This window comes from Streptomyces sp. NPDC050287, from assembly GCF_044459385.1.
In the GTDB taxonomy this organism is placed as follows: Bacteria; Actinomycetota; Actinomycetes; order Streptomycetales; family Streptomycetaceae; genus Streptomyces.
The window spans coordinates 641,604-660,281 of record NZ_JBITIY010000002.1 but is presented as its reverse complement, the minus strand read 5'-3'; the positions used below and the strand labels follow the sequence as shown (position 1 = coordinate 660,281).

The 18,678-nt window shown below is 69.0% G+C and carries 19 protein-coding genes; 13 read left to right on the top strand and 6 right to left on the bottom strand.

Annotation, left to right across the window (positions count from 1 at the left end):
- Positions 1-39 precede the first annotated feature (39 nt).
- Genes ACIBK3_RS08320 through ACIBK3_RS08310 form a run of 3 tightly spaced genes read left to right on the top strand, consistent with a single transcriptional unit; the run spans position 40 to position 2,263 of the window.
- On the top strand, positions 40-951 hold the full coding sequence (locus ACIBK3_RS08320) for a metal-dependent hydrolase (protein WP_399363125.1): 912 nt from the start codon (positions 40-42) through the stop codon (positions 949-951).
- 23 nt (positions 952-974) lie between these two features.
- Complete coding sequence (locus ACIBK3_RS08315) at positions 975-2,075, top strand: PDR/VanB family oxidoreductase (RefSeq protein ID WP_399363123.1); 1,101 nt, start codon at positions 975-977, stop codon at positions 2,073-2,075.
- Positions 2,072-2,263: a hypothetical protein gene (locus ACIBK3_RS08310; RefSeq protein ID WP_399363122.1), complete on the top strand. Its 192-nt coding sequence runs from the start codon at positions 2,072-2,074 to the stop codon at positions 2,261-2,263. The genes ACIBK3_RS08315 and ACIBK3_RS08310 overlap by 4 nt, the downstream gene beginning before the upstream one ends.
- 445 nt (positions 2,264-2,708) lie before the next feature.
- Here the strand turns inward: ACIBK3_RS08310 and ychF are convergent, their stop codons facing one another.
- Positions 2,709-3,797 (bottom strand): redox-regulated ATPase YchF, encoded by a 1,089-nt coding sequence (gene ychF / locus ACIBK3_RS08305; RefSeq protein WP_399363120.1) that lies wholly within the window; start codon positions 3,795-3,797, stop codon positions 2,709-2,711.
- Positions 3,798-4,018: 221 nt separating this feature from the next.
- Here ychF and ACIBK3_RS08300 point away from each other — a divergent pair, with 221 nt between their 5' ends.
- The gene (locus ACIBK3_RS08300; protein ID WP_399363117.1) at positions 4,019-4,645 is read left to right on the top strand and encodes a DUF6542 domain-containing protein; all 627 of its coding nucleotides are present in this window, start codon (positions 4,019-4,021) and stop codon (positions 4,643-4,645) included.
- A 207-nt stretch (positions 4,646-4,852) separates the two neighbouring features.
- Here the strand turns inward: ACIBK3_RS08300 and ppgK are convergent, their stop codons facing one another.
- Together ppgK and ACIBK3_RS08290 are read right to left on the bottom strand one after the other, a co-directional pair.
- Positions 4,853-5,596 (bottom strand): polyphosphate--glucose phosphotransferase, encoded by a 744-nt coding sequence (gene ppgK / locus ACIBK3_RS08295; protein WP_399363115.1) that lies wholly within the window; start codon positions 5,594-5,596, stop codon positions 4,853-4,855.
- A gap of 29 nt (positions 5,597-5,625) precedes the next feature.
- Entirely contained in the window at positions 5,626-6,663 is a 1,038-nt protein-coding gene (locus ACIBK3_RS08290; RefSeq protein WP_399363112.1) for a 4-hydroxy-3-methylbut-2-enyl diphosphate reductase, read from the bottom strand.
- Positions 6,664-6,949: 286 nt separating this feature from the next.
- On the opposite strand from ACIBK3_RS08290, the gene xseA reads away from it, so the two are divergent.
- From xseA to ACIBK3_RS08275, 3 genes are all read left to right on the top strand, one after another.
- Positions 6,950-8,158: an exodeoxyribonuclease VII large subunit gene (xseA, locus tag ACIBK3_RS08285; protein ID WP_399363110.1), complete on the top strand. Its 1,209-nt coding sequence runs from the start codon at positions 6,950-6,952 to the stop codon at positions 8,156-8,158.
- Between the two features lie 9 nt (positions 8,159-8,167).
- Positions 8,168-8,458 carry an exodeoxyribonuclease VII small subunit gene (locus ACIBK3_RS08280; protein ID WP_399363108.1) on the top strand — a complete coding sequence of 97 codons (291 nt, stop codon included), beginning with the start codon at positions 8,168-8,170 and terminating at the stop codon, positions 8,456-8,458.
- 141 nt (positions 8,459-8,599) lie between these two features.
- On the top strand, positions 8,600-9,190 hold the full coding sequence (locus tag ACIBK3_RS08275; protein ID WP_399363106.1) for a malonic semialdehyde reductase: 591 nt from the start codon (positions 8,600-8,602) through the stop codon (positions 9,188-9,190).
- A 166-nt stretch (positions 9,191-9,356) separates the two neighbouring features.
- Here ACIBK3_RS08275 and ACIBK3_RS08270 read toward each other — a convergent pair whose 3' ends face one another.
- Positions 9,357-9,878: a DUF4245 domain-containing protein gene (locus ACIBK3_RS08270; protein ID WP_399363104.1), complete on the bottom strand. Its 522-nt coding sequence runs from the start codon at positions 9,876-9,878 to the stop codon at positions 9,357-9,359.
- Positions 9,879-10,004: 126 nt separating this feature from the next.
- On the opposite strand from ACIBK3_RS08270, the gene glpX reads away from it, so the two are divergent.
- Positions 10,005-11,039: a class II fructose-bisphosphatase gene (glpX, locus tag ACIBK3_RS08265; RefSeq protein WP_399363102.1), complete on the top strand. Its 1,035-nt coding sequence runs from the start codon at positions 10,005-10,007 to the stop codon at positions 11,037-11,039.
- A 208-nt stretch (positions 11,040-11,247) separates the two neighbouring features.
- Here the strand turns inward: glpX and ACIBK3_RS08260 are convergent, their stop codons facing one another.
- Positions 11,248-11,625 carry a WhiB family transcriptional regulator gene (locus tag ACIBK3_RS08260; protein ID WP_399363100.1) on the bottom strand — a complete coding sequence of 126 codons (378 nt, stop codon included), beginning with the start codon at positions 11,623-11,625 and terminating at the stop codon, positions 11,248-11,250.
- A 174-nt stretch (positions 11,626-11,799) separates the two neighbouring features.
- Positions 11,800-12,507, bottom strand: coding sequence for a DUF1707 domain-containing protein (locus ACIBK3_RS08255; RefSeq protein ID WP_399363098.1), 708 nt, complete (start codon positions 12,505-12,507; stop codon positions 11,800-11,802).
- 190 nt (positions 12,508-12,697) lie between these two features.
- On the opposite strand from ACIBK3_RS08255, the gene ACIBK3_RS08250 reads away from it, so the two are divergent.
- The 5 genes from ACIBK3_RS08250 (at position 12,698) to ACIBK3_RS08230 (ending at position 18,603) form a co-directional block, all read left to right on the top strand.
- On the top strand, positions 12,698-14,362 hold the full coding sequence (locus tag ACIBK3_RS08250; RefSeq protein WP_399363096.1) for a fumarate hydratase: 1,665 nt from the start codon (positions 12,698-12,700) through the stop codon (positions 14,360-14,362).
- Between the two features lie 429 nt (positions 14,363-14,791).
- Positions 14,792-16,099 (top strand): enolase C-terminal domain-like protein, encoded by a 1,308-nt coding sequence (locus ACIBK3_RS08245; RefSeq protein ID WP_399363094.1) that lies wholly within the window; start codon positions 14,792-14,794, stop codon positions 16,097-16,099.
- Positions 16,096-16,299 (top strand): hypothetical protein, encoded by a 204-nt coding sequence (locus ACIBK3_RS08240; protein WP_399363092.1) that lies wholly within the window; start codon positions 16,096-16,098, stop codon positions 16,297-16,299. The genes ACIBK3_RS08245 and ACIBK3_RS08240 overlap by 4 nt, the downstream gene beginning before the upstream one ends.
- Positions 16,300-16,639: 340 nt before the next feature.
- On the top strand, positions 16,640-17,599 hold the full coding sequence (locus ACIBK3_RS08235; RefSeq protein WP_399363090.1) for an ABC transporter permease: 960 nt from the start codon (positions 16,640-16,642) through the stop codon (positions 17,597-17,599).
- Complete coding sequence (locus ACIBK3_RS08230) at positions 17,596-18,603, top strand: carbohydrate ABC transporter permease (protein WP_399363088.1); 1,008 nt, start codon at positions 17,596-17,598, stop codon at positions 18,601-18,603. Before ACIBK3_RS08235 ends, ACIBK3_RS08230 begins: the two co-directional genes overlap by 4 nt.
- Positions 18,604-18,678: the final 75 nt, after the last annotated feature.

The following is an 18,678-nucleotide window of genomic DNA, read 5'->3' as shown; positions in this document are numbered from 1 at the left end:
CCCCTTCGCACACACCCATCGCTGATGGAGGAACCTGTCATGTTCCGAGCCGCACATGCCCACCGGGAGCGTCCGTCCGAGCCCATCGACCACCACGACCTGGTACTGCAACCCCGGGACGTCACCTTCGACTGGAGCACCACCCCGCTGCACTGGCTGCCCGGTGAGCCCTTCGCGACCCACACCTTCGATGTACTCCACCTCATGCTCCCCGAACTCGAACGCTGGTTCGTCCGCACCTTCGAGCAGGCACTGCCACTGATCACCGACGACCGGCTGCGCGAGGACGTACGCGGCTTCATCGGCCAGGAAGCGATGCACGCCGAAGCGCACCAGGAGGTCCTGGAGCACCTACTCGCCAAGGGGCTGGACCCGGCTCCGTACACCCTGCAGTCCGAATGGATCTTCCGCAGGGTCCTCGGAGACCGGCCGGAGCTGACTCCGGCCGCCGCACACACGCACCTCCTCCAACGGCTCGCCCTCATAGCGGCCTTCGAGCACTTCACCGCGTACATGGGTCACTGGATTCTCAGCAACGGACACCTGGACCAGGCCGGCGCGGACCCCGCGATGCTCGATCTGTTCCGCTGGCACGGCGCGGAGGAGGTCGAACACCGTTCGGTCGCGTTCGACCTGCTGGTGCACCTCGATCCCCGGTACCGGCGCCGAGTGGTCGGCATGCTCGTCACCGCTCCGGTGCTGACCCGGCTGTGGATCCGCGGAGTCCGCTTCCTGATGAGCGCCGACCCCGAACTCGACGACCGGGTCAAGGTCCGCTTCCGCGACTACCTGGCCGCGGCCCGCAAGGACCTGTTGCCCCTGCCGGGCGCGTTCGCCCGCTCGGTGCTGCGCTACTTCCGCCCCGGCTACCACCCGACCCAGGAGGGCTCGACCCAGCAGGCGGTCGCCTACCTGGCGGCGTCCCCCGCTGCCCGAGCTGCTGCCCAATGACCCAGCAACCGGCAAGGCATCCCATGGACATCAGCACACCAGTCACCCGGCCGCCGGACCTGTACGGCAGGCCGCGCAGCGACTCCTTCATGCAGAAGCTGGCGGCTTTCAGCGACAACGCGGTCACACGCCTCGCGCGGCGCAGCACTCCTCCCAGGCGCCCGCCGGCCACCGAGATGCCCGTGATCCGGGAACTGGTGGTCGCCACCAAGCACCAAGAGGCCGAGGATGTCGTCTCCCTGCGGCTGGCAGCACCCGACGGGGGCGTACTCCCGCCCTGGCAGCCCGGCGCCCACATCGAAATGCACCTGCCCTCCGGCCGCAAGCGCCAGTACTCCCTGTGCGGCGACCCTGCCGACCGGTACCGGTACCGCATCGCGGTGCGTCGCATCGCCAACGGCAAAGGCGGTTCTGCCGAGGTACACGACGCCCTCGCAGACGGTATGCGGGTCGCCATCACCGGGCCCCGGAACGCCTTCCCCTTCGCCGCCGAAGCATCCGTCCTGCTCATCGCGGGCGGCATCGGAATCACCCCCATCCTGCCGATGGCCCGGGAAGCCGCCCGACGCGGGCTGGACTGGAGGCTCGTGCACACCGGCCGCAGCCGCGCCTCGATGCCCTTCGCGGCAGAGCTGGCCGAACTCGCAGCCGCAGCCCCTGGCCGGGTCTCCATCCGCCCTGACGACGAGTCCGGCGCGCCCGAAGCAGCCGATCTCTTGAGCTTGAGCCCGGCGGCGGGTGCGGTGTACTGCTGCGGGCCCGCGCCCATGATCGACGGCGTTCGGCGCGCGTTCGGTGGTAGCCGCGCGTCAGCCCTGCACTTCGAGCGTTTCGCCCCGGCCCCGATCACGGACGGCCGTCCCTTCGAACTTCAACTGGGCGACACCGGACGGGTTCTGCCAGTGCCATACGACCGCTCCGCCCTGGATGTTCTCCACGAGGCCCTGCCGGACCTGCCGTTCTCCTGCCGCCAGGGGTTCTGCGGCACCTGCCGGATACGGGTGGCCCAGGGCCAAGTCGATCACCGTGACCGCCGGCTCACGGCCACCGAACGTGCGGCCGGCGCCATGCTGCCCTGCGTCTCGCGTGCACCGGAAGGAGAGCGGTTGGTGCTGGAGGTGTGAGCGATGGCCGAGCGCCCGTCAACGGCCAGTGGCCGCCAAGAAGATCTTCCGCAACCTTCGCCGTCGGCATCGACTCGGCACTGACCGCCGCCGTCTTCAACCCGACGCTGCATACCGCCGCCCACCAGTCGGAGACCCTGCACGCGCTGCACCGCATCGAAGCCGTCGGCGACGAACGGCGCAAGTGATCAAGGTCGGGCGGCCCGAAACCGGTGACTCAGAAGCATCCGGCCTCGAAGGAGACCATGGACCGCTTGGTCGAACGAGCCGATGTCTTCATCCGGAACTATGCTCCCGCAAACCCGACGTCCCTCCTCTGCCAGGTGATTGAGGATGTCGGACGGATGCAGATCCGCTTCGGCCTCGGAGTCTCGAAGAAGGCGTGGGGAGGTCGTTCGCCCGTGCACTTCCCACCGCCACGTTCTGGACAGCGCACGCTCCAGCACGGGCGCTCTCATTCCTCCCAGCACGAACCCAGCACGGTAGGGATGAGCAGGGGTGATGACAGGTGACGAGAGGTCAGAAAATCCAGCACCTATCCAGCGCGGTAAAAATCAGGGGCCTGACCCTGAAGGGCCAGACCCCTATTGACCTGCTGTTTGCGAGATCAGCGACGTGGTGGTACCTCACCCGCTACACGTTGAAGCGGAACTCCACGACATCCCCGTCCCGCATCACATAGTCCTTGCCCTCCATGCGCGCCTTCCCCTTGGCGCGGGCCTCGGCCACCGACCCCGTCTCCACCAGGTCGTCGAAGGAGATGACCTCGGCCTTGATGAAGCCCTTCTGGAAGTCGGTGTGGATGACACCGGCGGCCTCGGGGGCGGTGGCGCCCTTCTTGATGGTCCAGGCGCGGGATTCCTTGGGGCCGGCCGTGAGGTAGGTCTGCAGGCCGAGGGTGTTGAAGCCGACGCGGGCGAGGGTGGCGAGGCCGGGCTCCTCGGCGCCGACCGACTCCAGGAGCTCCATGGCGTCCTCCTCGTCGAGCTCGGCGAGGTCCGCCTCCAGCTTGGCGTTGAGGAAGATCGCCTCGGCGGGGGCGACAAGGGCGCGCTGCTCGTTCTTGAAGGAGTCGTCCATCAGCTCGTCCTCGTCCACGTTGAAGACGTAGAGGAAGGGCTTCGTCGTCAGCAGGTGCAGGTCGTGCAGGGGCTCCGCGCGCTCGCTGCCCTGGACGATGCCCTGCGAGAACAGGGTGTCGCCCTTCTCCAGGATCTCCTTGGCCTCCTCGACGGCCTTCACCTTCGGAGCGACGTCCTTCTTGATGCGCGATTCCTTCTGGAGGCGCGGCAGGACCTTCTCGATGGTCTGGAGGTCGGCGAGGATCAGCTCGGTGTTGATCGTCTCGATGTCGTCCTTCGGCGAGACCTTGCCGTCGACGTGTACGACGTTCTCGTCCTGGAAGGCGCGGATGACCTGGCAGATCGCGTCGGACTCACGGATGTTCGCCAGGAACTTGTTGCCCAGGCCCTCACCCTCGCTCGCGCCGCGCACGATGCCGGCGATGTCGACGAAGTCCACCGTGGCCGGCAGGACCCGCTCCGACTTGAAGATCTCGGCCAGCTTCGCCAGGCGCGGGTCGGGGACGCCCACGACGCCGACGTTCGGCTCGATCGTGGCGAACGGGTAGTTGGCCGCCAGCACGTCGTTCTTGGTCAGGGCGTTGAACAGGGTCGACTTGCCGACATTCGGCAGACCGACGATTCCGATCGTGAGCGACACGGTGCGACTTCCCGGAGTGAGAGGGCTGGCGTGAGAGGACGGGGCCTGGGTCTGTCGGACAGGCCCCTGAGGAGAGGCTCCCGGGAACAGTCCCTGGGCCGATCCACCAGTCTACGGCGTGCCCGCGCCCGCATCGGCGACGTATCGAACGCTTGGCCAAGGTCCCGTCGACGGCGTGTCTGAGGAGCGATTCGGCACATTAACCGACCTAAGTTGGTCCAGTGGAGCAACACAGGACGCGCCCCCGGCAGTACGGACCGCGACGCGGCACGACCCCGCCCCTGCCCCCGCAGGCGGCCCGCGGGGCGAACGGCCGCCCGGCGCGACCCGGCAGATCCGGTTCGCCGGGCGGTGCGGGCCGGGGCGGTGCGGGCGTCCGGGGCGGTGCGGTGCCGCTGCGTCCGCCCGGGGTGGTACGGCCTTCCGGGCCGCCGTTGGGCCAGGCCCGGCGGCGGATGCCCAACCCGCGGCTCACCGGGCTCGGCGGCGGACTGTTCTGCGGAACGCTGATGTTCCTGCTCGGCTGCCTCGACGACCTGCTGTTCGGGTCCTCGCTGACGGTGTATGGCGTCCTGTTCCTCCCCGTGTGCGCACTGACCGCGCTCTGGATCCGCCGGATCGATCTGGTGACCGCGCCGATCGTGGTGCCGATCGCCTTCTCCGTGGGGCTGCTTCCGGTGGCCGAGAGCGGCAGCGGGCTCGGGGACCGGCTGATGGGCCTCTTCACCGCCCTCGCGACCCAGGCGGGGTGGCTCTACGGCGGGACACTGATCACCGGCCTGATCACGACGGTACGGAAGATCCGCCTGATGGCCCGCCGGTCCGCCCGGAACCGCCCGCCCGCGTAACTCGATTCCGGGGTCCGGGGCCGGGGCCGGGGTCCGGGGCCGGGGTCCGGGGCCGGGCTCCGGGGTCCGACCGGTTTCCCACCAGCTCGCCCGTGCCTGTCCACCCGTGCCTGCCCACCCGTGCCTGCCCGCTCGACCTGTCCGCTCGGCCCGCCCGTGCGGACGTGCTGTCGGCACGACGCCCCCGGGAAGAGCTACTCGGTCGAGCTACGCCTTCGCCGCTCTCATCGCCGCCCCCACGATCCCCGCGTTGTTCTGCAGCTGCGCGGGGACGATCTCCGCCGTGATGCCCTCGATGTAGTGGAGGAACTTCTCGGACTTGCGGCTGACGCCGCCGCCGATGATGAACAGCTCGGGCGAGAAGAGCATCTCGACATGGGCGAGGTACTTCTGGACGCGGTGGGCCCAGTGCTCCCACGTCAGGTCCTCGTCCTCCTTGGCCTTGCTGGAGGCGCGCTTCTCCGCGTCGTGGCCGTGCAGTTCGAGGTGGCCCAGTTCGGTGTTGGGGACGAGGACGCCGTCGACGAAGAGGGCGCTGCCGATGCCGGTGCCGAAGGTGAGCAGGATGACCGTGCCCCGGCGGTCCCGGCCCGCGCCGAAGTTCATCTCGGCGACGCCCGCCGCGTCCGCGTCGTTGACCACCGTCACCGGAAGGCCGCCCAGGCGCTCGCTGAACAGGGTGCGCGCGTCCGTGTCGATCCAGCTCTTGTCGACGTTGGCCGCCGTACGGATATGGGATCCGTCGGTGACCACGCCCGGGAAGGTCAGGCCGACCGGTCCCGTCCAGCCGTGGTGCTCGACGACCTGCCGCACGCCGTCGGCCACCCCGTCGGGGGTCGCCGGGTGCGGGGTCAGCACCTTGAAGCGCTCCTGGGCGAGGTCGCCCCTGTCCAGGTCCACAGGGGCGCCCTTGATCCCGGATCCGCCGATGTCCACGCCGAAGATCTGCATGGCCCTACGTTACGACGAACGACTGACAGTCACTCCACCGAGGCACCCTTGGGGCCGGACGCCGAGCCGGAGCCGCCGCGCTGGGCCACCAGCGACGCCGCCTCCTCGCGCAGGTCGCGGCGCAGTTCCTTCGGCAGCGAGAAGGTGATGGACTCATCGGCCGTCTTGACCAGTTCGACGTCGCCGTAGCCGCGCTCGCCGAGCCACTCGAGGACCTCCTCGACGAGCACCTCGGGGACGGAGGCGCCGGAGGTGACGCCCACCGTCGTCACGCCCCGCAGCCAGGCCTCGTCGATCTCGCTCGCGAAGTCCACCAGGTACGCCTCGCGGGCGCCGGCCAGCTTGGCGACCTCGACGAGCCGCTTGGAGTTGGAGGAGTTGCGGGAGCCGACGACGATCACCAGCTCGGCCTCCGCGCCCATCTGCTTCACCGCGAGCTGACGGTTCTGCGTGGCGTAGCAGATGTCGTCGCTGGGCGGGGAGATCAGCTGCGGGAACTTCTCCTTGAGGGCGTCGACGGTCTCCATGGTCTCGTCGACGGAGAGCGTGGTCTGGGAGAGCCAGACGACCTTGGAGGGGTCGCGGACCTCCACCTTGTCCACGTCCCCGGGGCCGTCGACGAGCGTGATGTGGTCGGGGGCCTCGCCGGAGGTGCCGATGACCTCCTCGTGGCCCTCGTGCCCGATCAGGAGGATGTCGTAGTCCTCGCCGGCGAAGCGGACGGCTTCCTTGTGGACCTTGGTGACCAGCGGGCAGGTGGCGTCGATGGTGGCGAGGCGGCCGCGCTCGGCCTCCTCGTGGACGACAGGGGCCACTCCGTGCGCGGAGAACATGACGATGTTCCCCGGGGGGACCTCCTCCGTCCGTTCGACGAAGATGGCGCCCTTGTTCTCCAGGGTCCGCACGACGTACTTGTTGTGGACGATCTCGTGCCGGACGTACACCGGAGCGCCGTACTGCTCCAGGGCTTTCTCGACGGCGATCACCGCGCGGTCTACGCCCGCGCAGTAGCCACGGGGGGCGGCGAGCAGGACACGGCGGCCAGGAGAAGCAGTCATGCGTCCCATCGTAAGGCCGCCTCGGCGGGCCGAGATCGCCTGTGCGCCTCAGTGACGGGGGTGGGCCGCAGACCGCCTGCGCACCTCAGTGACACGGGTGGGCCGCAGACCGCCTGCGCACCTCAGTGACACGGGTGGGCCGCAGACCGCCTGTGCACCTCAGCGGCAGGGGCGGGCCGCAGACCGCCTGCGCCCACGTCGCGGGTGATGCGGGCACCCTGAACCCCGCCGCCGGGGTTCACCAGGCGGCGCCCGCTCGCGGGGCGTTGTCGGACCCGGCCGTTACTCTCGCGGCATGGCTCTCAACACGTCCGCGGAAACTCCTCTGCCCGTCGGTGAGGTGTCGCGGCTCATCGGTGGGTGGATCGACCGGCTCGGGGCCGTGTGGGTCGAGGGGCAGATCACCCAGCTGTCGCGGCGGCCCGGCGCGGGCGTCGTGTTCCTGACCCTGCGTGACCCGTCGTACGACATCTCCGTGAGCGTCACCTGCTATCGCCAGGTGTTCGACGCCGTGGCGGACGTGGTGAGCGAGGGGGCCCGGGTCGTCGTACTGGCGAAGCCCGAGTGGTACGCGCCGCGGGGGCAACTGTCGCTGCGGGCCGCCGAGATAAGGCCCGTCGGGGTCGGGGAGCTCCTCGCGCGGCTGGAGCAGCTGAAGAAGTCCCTTGCCGCGGAGGGGCTGTTCGCGGCCGAGCGGAAGAAGCCGCTGCCGTTCCTGCCCCAGCTCGTCGGGCTGGTCTGCGGGCGGGCCTCGGCCGCCGAGCGGGACGTCCTGGAGAACGCCCGGCACCGCTGGCCGGCCGTCCGCTTCGAGGTGCGCAACGTCGCCGTGCAGGGCGTGCACGCCGTGCCGCAGGTCGTGCAGGCCGTGAAGGAGCTCGACGCGCTCGACGACGTGGACGTCATCATCGTCGCCCGCGGGGGTGGCAGCGTGGAGGATCTGCTGCCGTTCTCCGACGAGCAGCTGATCAGGACGGTCGCCCAGTGCCGTACGCCTGTGGTGTCCGCCATCGGGCACGAACCGGACAACCCCCTCCTCGACCACGTCGCCGACCTGCGCGCCTCCACCCCGACCGACGCGGCCAAGAAGGTCGTACCGGACGTGGGCGAGGAGTACGAGCGGGTGCGGCTGCTGCGGGACCGGGCACGGCGGTGTGTCGGGGCGTTCATCGAGCGGGAGGAGCGCGGACTCGCCCATGCGCTCGCCCGGCCGTCGATAGAGGATCCGCACCGGATGATCGACGAGCGGGCCGACCAGGTGGCCTCGCTGATCGACCGGGGGCGCCGCACCCTGGGGCATCTCCTCGACCGCGCCGACTCGGAGCTGACGCACACGCACGCGCGCGTGGTGGGCCTCTCCCCCGCCGCGACCCTCGAGCGGGGGTACGCCGTGCTGCAGAAGACCGACGGGCATGTCGTCCACGGTCCGGACGAGGTCACGGGTGACGAGGTGCTGCGCGCGCGGGTGGCCGAGGGCGAGTTCGTGGTCCGTGTCGATGCATAGGGTGGGCGGATGACCAGCAAGGTGGAGGAGACGGCCGCGGTGACCGAGGGTCTCGGGTACGAGCAGGCGCGGGACGAGCTGATCGACGTCGTACGGCGGCTGGAGGCGGGCGGTACGACGCTGGAGGAGTCCCTCGCGCTGTGGGAGCGCGGCGAGGAGCTGGCCAAGGTGTGCCGGCGCTGGCTCGAGGGGGCACGCGCGCGGCTGGACGCGGCCCTGGCCGAGGAGGAGGGCGACGGCCGGGACACGGGCGGCGGCAAGGGCGGCAGGGCGGACCGCGAGGCAGAGGGCGAGGAGTAGCCGCCCCGGGCGACCGGGGATGTGAAGCGGATCACCACGCCCCGCTTTTTGTTGAACGTTGAACTTCATTGGCGTACGGTCGGAGACGTCAACCGGTCCGGTGCCCCCGGATCCGACGTACATCTCCGAGAAGGTTCACGTATGTCTCTCGTCCTTGACCCCGCCGCCCAGGACCTGCTCTTCCGCGAGGCCCGCACCGCGAACACCTTCACCGACGAGCCGGTGACCGATGAGCAGCTGCAGGCCATCTACGACCTGGTCAAGTACGGCCCGACGGCGTTCAACCAGAGCCCGCTGCGCATCACCCTGGTCCGCTCCGCCGAGGCCCGTGAGCGTCTGGTCCAGCACATGGCCGAGGGCAACCAGCCCAAGACCGCCACGGCCCCGCTGGTGGCGATCCTCTCCGCGGACAACGAGTTCCACGAGGAACTGCCGACGCTGTTCCCGCACTTCCCGCAGGCCAAGGACCTCTTCTTCGGCGAGCGCTCGGCCCGCGAGGGCGCGGCCACGCTGAACGCCGCACTGCAGGCCGCGTACTTCATCATCGGCGTCCGCGCCGCGGGTCTCGCCGCCGGACCGATGACCGGTCTGGACTTCGAGGGCGTCCGCAAGGAGTTCCTGGACGACGACCACACCCCGCTGATGGTCGTCAACATCGGCAAGCCGGGCGACGACGCCTGGTTCCCGCGCTCCCCGCGGCTGGCGTACGACGAGGTCGTCACCACCGTCTGAGTGCCCCCGTGCGAGAGGCCCCCGGGACCGACACCGGGGGCCTCTTGTTGTTGTTCTTCGCGGCTGCCCTCGTTGCCCTTCGCGGCTGCCTTCGTTGTCTTTTGCGGCCGCCCCGCAGGGCTGCCCCGTACGGCCGCCGTCCCGGCTCGCTCTCCTGTACGGCCGCTCAGGCCGTCTTCAGCGCCTCGGCCATCTGGGTCAGCCGGGCGAACGAGCCCGTGCCGGCCACCACCGTCGTCGCGCCCTTCTCGGTGAGCACCAGGGCGTCGTAGCGGCCGCCGGTGTAGCGGGTCCAGGTCCGGCCGTCGATCTCCTGGGTGGTCTTCGTCTCCTTGCCGCCCTGGCTGGCCGCGTCGATGAACGTCGAGGGTTTCTGAGTCGACTGCTCGATCTGCACGTACTCCCCGTCGGGAGCCTGGAAGCCGAGGTGCCAGGCGTCGAACTGGTCGCCCTGGAAGCGGACGGACGTCGCCTTCCAGTTGCCGGACAGACCCTCGGGCGCGGCCACCGGGTAGGGCGCGGCGCGGCGCGCCGTCAGCAACTCGACACGGTAGTCGACCTTCGGAAGGTCCGGAGCGGAGTCGTCGTGCGGGATGAAGATGTAGATGACCGCCGCCGCGATCCCGATCAGGACCAGGGAGAGGATCATGTCCCGGACCGTCTTCTGCTTACCGTTCGAACCTGCCACGTCCCTATCGTCGCAGGTGCCCTGGTCCGCTCATCCGTGGGGCCCCCTGCTCATTTTGTCCGCCTGACGATAGAGTCGGGCTCATACCCTCATCCGGCCGTCGTCGTATCAGAAAGGTGCGCTCCGATGACCGAGCATCATCATCTGCCGTCCGAGCTCGAAGTTCCTTCCGAGGCTCCCGACCGCAACCTCGCTCTGGAGCTGGTCCGGGTCACCGAGGCCGCGGCCATGGCCGCGGGCCGCTGGGTCGGTCGCGGCGACAAGAACGGCGCCGACGGTGCCGCGGTGCGCGCCATGCGGACCCTCGTCCACACCGTCTCGATGAACGGCGTCGTCGTCATCGGAGAGGGCGAGAAGGACGAGGCTCCGATGCTCTTCAACGGTGAGCGCGTCGGTGACGGGACCGGGCCCGAGTGCGACATCGCCGTCGACCCGATCGACGGGACCACCCTGACCGCCAAGGGCATGACCAACGCGATCGCCGTGCTGGCCGCCGCCGACCGCGGGTCGATGTTCGACCCGTCCGCCGTCTTCTACATGGACAAGCTGGTCACCGGACCCGAAGCCGCCGACTTCGTCGACATCGACGCGCCGGTGTCGGTGAACATCCGCCGGGTGGCCAAGGCCAAGCGGTCCACGCCGGAGGACGTGACCGTGGTCATCCTGGACCGGCCGCGGCACGAGGGCCTCATCGACGAGATCCGGGAGACCGGCGCGCGCATCAAGCTGATCTCCGACGGTGATGTGGCGGGCTCGATCCTGGCGCTGCGCGACGGTACCGGTGTCGATCTGCTTCTGGGCATCGGCGGTACGCCGGAGGGCATCATCTCTGCCTGTGCGGTGAAGTGCCTGGGCGGGACCATCCAGGGCAAGCTGTGGCCGAAGGACGACGAGGAGCGGCAGCGGGCGATCGACGCGGGGCACGACCTGGACCGGGTGCTGATGACCGACGACCTGGTGTCCGGGGAGAACGTGTTCTTCGTCGCCACCGGCATCACCGACGGTGAGTTGCTGCGGGGCGTGCGGTACCGCTCGGAGACCGCGACGACCGACTCCATCGTGATGCGGTCGAAGTCCGGGACCGTGCGGAGGATCGACTCCGAGCACCGGCTCAGCAAGCTGCGGGCGTACAGCGCGATCGACTTCGACCGCGCGAAGTAGGCACGGGCGGGAGCCCGTTTCCGTAGCCGAGGATTCCGCAGACCGGAAATTCAGCGGGCCGGGAATCCAGCAGGTTGAGAATCCAGCGGGCCGAGAATCCAGCGGCCGAAAAGAGGGGCGCCCCCGGTGCGGTGGGGGCGCCCTTCTGGCGTGTCTGACGGGCGCCCCCGGTGCGGTGGGGGCGCCCTTCTGGCGTGTCTGACGCGGCTCAGCCCGCGGCCGCTATGCGGTCGGCCGGCCTCGCCGCCTTCTTGAGTTCCAGCTCGCGGCGGCGGCGCCTGGCCAGGACCACGCGGCGCTCGGCGGCGGTGAGCCCGCCCCAGACGCCGTACGGTTCCGGTTGCAGGAGCGCGTGCTCGCGGCACTCGACCATGACGGGACAGCCGCCGCAGACACGCTTCGCGGCCTCCTCGCGGGAGAGACGGGCGGCGGTGGGTTCCTTGGACGGGGCGAAGAACAGGCCGGCCTCGTCGCGCCGGCACACCGCCTCGGTGTGCCAGGGTGCGTCTTGGTCCCTGTCCCGCACTGGCACCCGCTGGGCCGGAACGGCAGCTACCTGCAGGGACGAATGCGGCGGTTGCAGCACGGTCTACTCCTGACGACGGCTTCGCGAGCGAGAGACGATGCAGCAAGGCCTACCCGCTGTGCGCGCGCCTATGCACTGAGTTCCGAACCGCTGGACTCCGGGGCTCGAGGGTGCCGGTACGGCCGGACCCCGGGCGCCCTCCGCACCTTTCCCCGGGGGTCGAATTCACAACCGTCAACGATCCAGATGCTTGCGCAAACTTTTGTCGACCTTGTGCTGAACCCGTTCGAGGATGTCCGCGACGAGCTTGCCGCGCTTGGGCTTGCCCTCGATGTTGCCGAGCACCGCCCAGCCGTCCACGTAGACGACGGGGGCCTCCGGATCACCCGAGTCGAGGGTGTCCACCTCGAAGTTGCCCAGGACTCCGCCACCGGTGCCGCGCAGTGAGACGTTCTCCGGGACGCGCACCTCGACGTTGCCGAAGACGGAGATCGCCTTGATCACCACCTGCTGGTACTCGAAGATCGCCTCACTGAGGTCGATCTCGACGCTGCCGAAGACCGCGTAGGCGTGGATACGGCGGCCCGCGCGCCAGCGGCCCTTGCGGACGGCGGCGCTGAAGACCGCGACCACGTTGTCGTCCGGGTCGTGCGGGAGCGTGTCCGTGGGGCGGCTGGGGGCCGGGGTGTAGGCGGGGGCGGACCGGCGCGCGTGGGCGGCGGGCAGGTCCCGTATGAAGACCTCCAGTTCGCCCACCGTCTTGGCGCTCAGCACCCCCTCGACGCGCTCCGCGTGCTCGTCGGCGGTCAGGCGCCCCTCGGCGAGGGCCTCGCGCAGGATGTCGGCGATACGGTCGCGCTCCGCGTCCGAGGCGCGCACGTCGCCGGGGCGCGGAGCGGAGGGGTCCTGCACCTGCGGTTCGGTGTGCTTCTGAAGGTCCACGACAGCAGCGTACCGAAACGCGATAGATCGCGACTAGGCCTGTGGACAACATTGACCCCGCCAAGCGGCCTGCCGACCGGCCCGCCGATTGAGGACTACCTCACAACCTCGGCGTCCCCGGCAGGTTCTACGCTGGTGGACGCCCGCCGACGGAGGCGGGCGTCGTCTGTCGAGTGAGGAATGGGCTGAGATGCCTGAGTTCGCGTATACGGATCTGCTCCCCATGGGAGAGGACACCACCCCCTACCGGCTGGTGACCTCCGAGGGTGTCTCCACCTTCGAGGCCGACGGGCGGACGTTCCTCAAGGTGGAGCCTCAGGCGCTGCGCAAGCTGGCCGAGGAGGCCATCCACGACATCCAGCACTATCTGCGCCCGGCCCACCTGGCCCAGCTGCGCCGGATCATCGACGACCCGGAGGCGTCGGGCAACGACAAGTTCGTCGCCCTGGACCTGCTGAAGAACGCGAACATCGCGGCCGCGGGTGTGCTGCCGATGTGCCAGGACACCGGCACGGCGATCGTCATGGGCAAGCGCGGACAGAACGTCCTCACCGAAGGTGAGGACGAGAAGGCCCTGTCCCAAGGCATCTACGACGCCTACCTGAACCTCAACCTGCGCTACTCGCAGATGGCTCCGCTGACCATGTGGGAGGAGAAGAACACCGGCTCCAACCTCCCGGCGCAGATCGAGCTGTACGCGACCGACGGCGGCGCCTACAAGTTCCTGTTCATGGCGAAGGGCGGCGGCTCCGCCAACAAGTCGTTCCTCTACCAGGAGACGAAGGCCGTCCTGAACGAGGCCTCCATGATGAAGTTCCTGGAGGAGAAGGTCCGTTCGCTGGGTACGGCCGCCTGTCCGCCGTACCACCTGGCGATCGTCGTCGGCGGTACGAGCGCCGAGTACGCCCTGAAGACCGCCAAGTACGCCTCCGCGCACTACCTGGACGAGATCCCCGCCGAGGGCTCGCCGCTCGGCCACGGCTTCCGGGACAAGGAGCTGGAGGAGAAGGTCTTCGAGCTGACGCAGAAGATCGGGATCGGCGCGCAGTTCGGCGGCAAGTACTTCTGCCACGACGTCCGCGTGGTCCGCCTCCCCCGCCACGGCGCCTCCTGCCCCGTCGCCATCGCCGTCTCCTGCTCCGCCGACCGCCAGGCCGTCGCGAAGATCACCGCCGAGGGCGTCTTCCTGGAGCAGTTGGAGACCGACCCGGCGCGCTTCTTGCCGGAGACGACGGACGAGCACCTCGAAGAGGGCGACGTCGTCAAGATCGACCTGAACCAGCCGATGGACGACATCCTCGCCGAGCTGACCAAGTACCCGGTGAAGACGAGGCTTTCACTCACCGGCCCGCTGGTCGTGGCCCGTGACATCGCGCACGCCAAGATCAAGGAGCGGCTGGACGCGGGCGAGGAGATGCCGCAGTACCTGAAGGACCACCCGGTGTACTACGCGGGCCCGGCGAAGACGCCCGAGGGGTACGCGTCCGGTTCCTTCGGGCCGACGACGGCCGGCCGCATGGACTCCTACGTCGAGCAGTTCCAGGCGGCGGGCGGCTCCAAGGTGATGCTCGCCAAGGGCAACCGCAGCAAGCAGGTCACCGACGCGTGCTCCGCGCACGGCGGCTTCTACCTGGGCTCCATCGGCGGCCCGGCCGCCCGGCTCGCCCAGGACTGCATCAAGAAGGTCGAGGTCGTCGAGTACGAGGAGCTCGGCATGGAGGCCGTCTGGAAGATCGAGGTCGAGGACTTCCCGGCGTTCGTCGTCGTGGACGACAAGGGCAACGACTTCTTCCAGGACCCGGCCCCGCAGCCGACGTTCACCAGCATCCCGGTCCGGGGTCCTGGCCTGGCCTGAGCCGCCGTCCAGAAGCCGTCCAGCAACAGACCCCTCGGCGGACGCCGGGGGGTCTGTTGCTGTGTGCGGTGCACGAGCCGCCGCGCACGAGCGCGCCACGACCGTGCGCTGCGGCTTGTCAGCCAACGACAAGCGTCGCCGTCCCCTCATGGCGCGTGCGCGGCGGCACCGTGACAGGACATCCCATGACCTCGAAGACAAGGGAGGTTCATCTTCGGCCGCCACGGTCGGTGAAGCGGAGAACCCGCAGGCGCTGCGGGCACATGCATAAATTTCCGCCGCAGGTATGGACAGGAACCTTCCGTCGGCCTTTAAATCCATCCCATGTCCGATACCTGTTGTTCTGCAGGGACCGCAATAGACGCCTGACGACAGGTGGTTGGACTCCGCACCGACACCACGGCCCGCGGGCCGGGATGGCCAGGCACCATGACAGAACTGATCAGCGCCCTCGAAGCGGTGGACGTACGGTTCCCGACCTCGCGCGAACTCGACGGCTCCGACGCCTTGAACCCCGAACCCGACTACTCGGCCGCCTACGTGACGATCCGTACGAGCGGTGGTGACGAGGGACACGGGCTGGCCTTCACCGTGGGGCGCGGCAACGATGTCGAGGTCGCCGCCGTACGGGCCCTGGCCCCCTTGGTGGTCGGGTTGCCGGTGGATGCGGTCCTGGATGATCTCGGCGGCTTCTCCCGGCGGTTGACCGGAGACAGCCAACTGCGCTGGCTGGGACCGGAGAAGGGTGCCATCCACATGGCCGCCGCGGCGATCGTGAACGCCGTGTGGGACCTGTACGGGCGCCGCACGGGAAAGCCGGTCTGGCGGCTGCTGTCCGAACTGTCCCCGGAGCAGCTCGTCGACCTGGTCGACTTCCGCTACCTGGAGGACGCGCTGACCCGCGACGAGGCGCTGGAGATCCTGCGCCGCGCCGAGCCTGGCCGCGCCGTACGCACCGCCCACCTGCTGGAGCACGGCTACCCGGCGTACACGACGACACCGGGCTGGCTCGGCTACGACGACGAGAAGCTGGTACGCCTGTCCAAGGAGGCGGTCGCCGAAGGTTTCTCCCAGATCAAGCTGAAGGTGGGCGCCGACCTCGACGCCGACGTCCGCCGGCTGCGGCTGGCCCGCGAGGCGGTCGGTCCGGACATCCGGATCGCCGTGGACGCCAACCAGGCCTGGGGAGTTCAGCAGGCGATCGACTGGATGGGCTCGCTCGTCCCCTTCGACCCGTACTGGATCGAGGAACCCACGTCACCCGACGACGTCCTCGGACATGCCGCGGTCCGCAGGGCGGTGGCGCCCGTGAAGGTGGCCACCGGCGAACACACCCACAACCAGGTGATGTTCAAACAGTTCCTCCAGGCGGGAGCGCTGGACGTCCTGCAGATGGACGCCAGCCGCACCGCCGGGGTCACGGAGAACGTCGCCATCCTGCTGCTGGCCGCCAAGTTCGGGGTCCCGGTCTGCCCGCACGCCGGCGGAGTCGGACTCTGCGAGATGGTGCAGCACCTGGCGATGTTCGACTACGTCGCCGTCAGCGCCGGCACCGAGAACCGTGTGATCGAGTACGTCGACCACCTGCACGAGCACTTCACCGACCCCGTGCGCATCCGCGACGGCCACTACCTCGCACCGACCGCTCCCGGCATCAGCGCTCAACTGCACCCGGCCTCCGTGGCGGCCCACCGCTACCCGGACGGTCCCGTGTGGCAGGAGGAGGCCGGCGCATGAGCGATGATCCACCCGAGTTCGCGGTCCTGAGAGCGGTTGCCACCGTCAACGCCCGCTCCACCGCGGCGACCACGGGTCTGCCCGAGCGGGCGCTGTCCTCGGCGACCAAGGGCGCCGTCCTCTCCCTCACCCGGGCGACCGCCGCCGGCCTCTTACCCTTCGGCATCCGCGTCGACCGTTTCCTCCCCCGGCACCGCTGACACTTCGTGGATCGGGCGCCTGCTGGAGTGCGCCGCCGACCCCGAGGCAGTGCGCGCCGCCCGCACGCCCGCCATCCCCACGGAGCCGGGCCACCGCCGACGCGGCCACCGCCTGCCTCGCGAGCCCGCTGTCCCGTTCCCTCACCGGCACCCCCTCGCCGTGGACGGCAGCACGCACGGACCACGCATCCACTCGCGGGTCCGGCCTTCGTCAGCGCCCATCCCCTCACCGCCAACAAGGAGACACCGCAATGGGCAGTTGGACCCATCCGCCGGCAGGGCTGTCGCGGCGCGCCTGCCGCCCGGTCCGCGAGCGCCGCCCGGCATCTGGAGCCTAGAGATGTCCCAGAACAGTGCGGCGCAGCCGCTCCGCCTGCCGAAGGTGAGCATGCGGCGCAGGGCCCGGCGCAGCGTCACCCGGCATTGGACGCTCTACCTGCTGTTGCTGGTGCCGCTCGTCCACCTGGCGATCTTCAAGTACATCCCCATGGCCAACGGGGTCATCGCCTTCAAGGACTACAACATCATCAAGGGCGTCTGGGGAAGCGACTGGGTGGGCCTGCGCAACTTCCAGCAGATATTCAGCAACCCGGTCTTCTGGCAGCTGGTGAAGAACACCTTCCTGCTGTCGTTCTACGCCGTGATCGCGAGCTTCCCGGTGCCGATCATCCTGGCGCTGGCGCTGAACGAGATCCGGCAGGGCGTCTTCAAGCGGACCGTGCAGATGGTGACGTACGCGCCGTACTTCATCTCCACCGTTGTCGTCGTCTCGATGACTATCATGATCCTTTCTCCCCAGACAGGTCTCGTCAGCCATGTCACGGGCTTCTTCGGCGTTGAGAAGAGGGACCTGCTGGCGGACGCGGACTACTTCCGGCACATCTACGTCTGGTCGGACATCTGGCAGACCGCGGGTTACTCAGCCGTGATCTACCTGGCGGCCCTCTCGGGTGTCGATCCGTCGCAGTACGAGGCGGCACGCGTCGACGGCGCCACGAGGCTGCAGAAGATCTGGCACGTCGACCTGCCGAGCATCATGCCGACCGCCGTGATCATCCTCGTCCTCGCCGTCGGCAACATCATGGCCATCGGCTTCGAGAAGGCCTACCTGCTGCAGAACCCGCTGAACCTCAGCTCATCGGAGATCATCGCCACCTACGTCTACAAGACCGGTCTGATCAACGCCGACTTCAGCCAGGCGACCGCGATCGGGCTGCTCAACTCGGCGGTCAATCTGGCCTTGCTGGTCTTCGTGAACTTCGTCGCCAAACGACTCACCGGAAGCGGGGTGTGGTCATGAGCCGCTCCCAGATGGCAGCGGTCGCCGGCCCAGACAGCCAGGACCGCCCAGCAGTGCTCGACACACGCCAGGGTGCGGGCTCTTTGCGCCGGCTCCCACTCCTCCGGCGGCGGGGCAGCCGGCGGATCCAGGAGACCCGGGTCGACCGGATGTTCCTGTTCTGCACCTACCTGCTGCTGTGCACGTTCCTGGCCGTCGTCCTTCTTCCGCTGCTGAACATCGTCGCCAGTTCCCTCAGCGACCCGATAGCCGTCTCGTCCGGCCGGGTGCTGCTCTGGCCGGTCGATTTCTCCCTGCGCGGTTACGAAGTCGCCCTCAGCGACCCGCAGATCGTCACCGGATTCCTCAACTCGCTCTTCTACACGGCTGTCGGCACGGTCGTCAGCGTCGGCTTCACCATCGCCCTGGCCTACCCCCTGTCTCGCAAGAGCCTGTTCGGGCGGGGCCCGGTGATGGCCGTCGTGGTCTTCACCATGCTGTTCTCCGGCGGGCTGATCCCCACCTACCTGGTGGTCCAGGAACTCGGCATGATCAACACCCGCTGGGCACTGATCATCCCGCAGGCCATCGGCGTCTGGCAGGTCGTCATCGCCAGCACCTACTTCCGCACCATGATCCCCGACGAGTTGTACGAGGCCGCGCAAATCGACGGCTGCGGTGATCTGCGCTTCCTGTGGAAGGTCGCCCTGCCCCTGGCCAAGCCGATGATCGCCGTGGTGGCGCTGATGTACGCCATCACCCAGTGGAACTCCTACTTCGACGCCCTGCTCTACCTCAAGGACGCCGACCTCTACCCGATCCAGCTGGTGCTGCGGAACATCCTCATCCTCAACACCAGCCCCAGCGGCATGACGGATGCCACCCAGATGCTGGAACGCCAGCAGCTCGCGGACCTGCTCAAGTACTCCCTGATCGTCATCGCGAGCGTACCCGTCCTGCTCATCTATCCCTTCGTCGCGCGCTACTTCACCAAGGGAATCATGATCGGCGCGATCAAGGGCTGAGCAGACCCCGCCTCACCCACGCTCGCCCCTCACCTCCCCCCAGCCATCCCCCCTGTCACCAGAAGGGACTTCCCC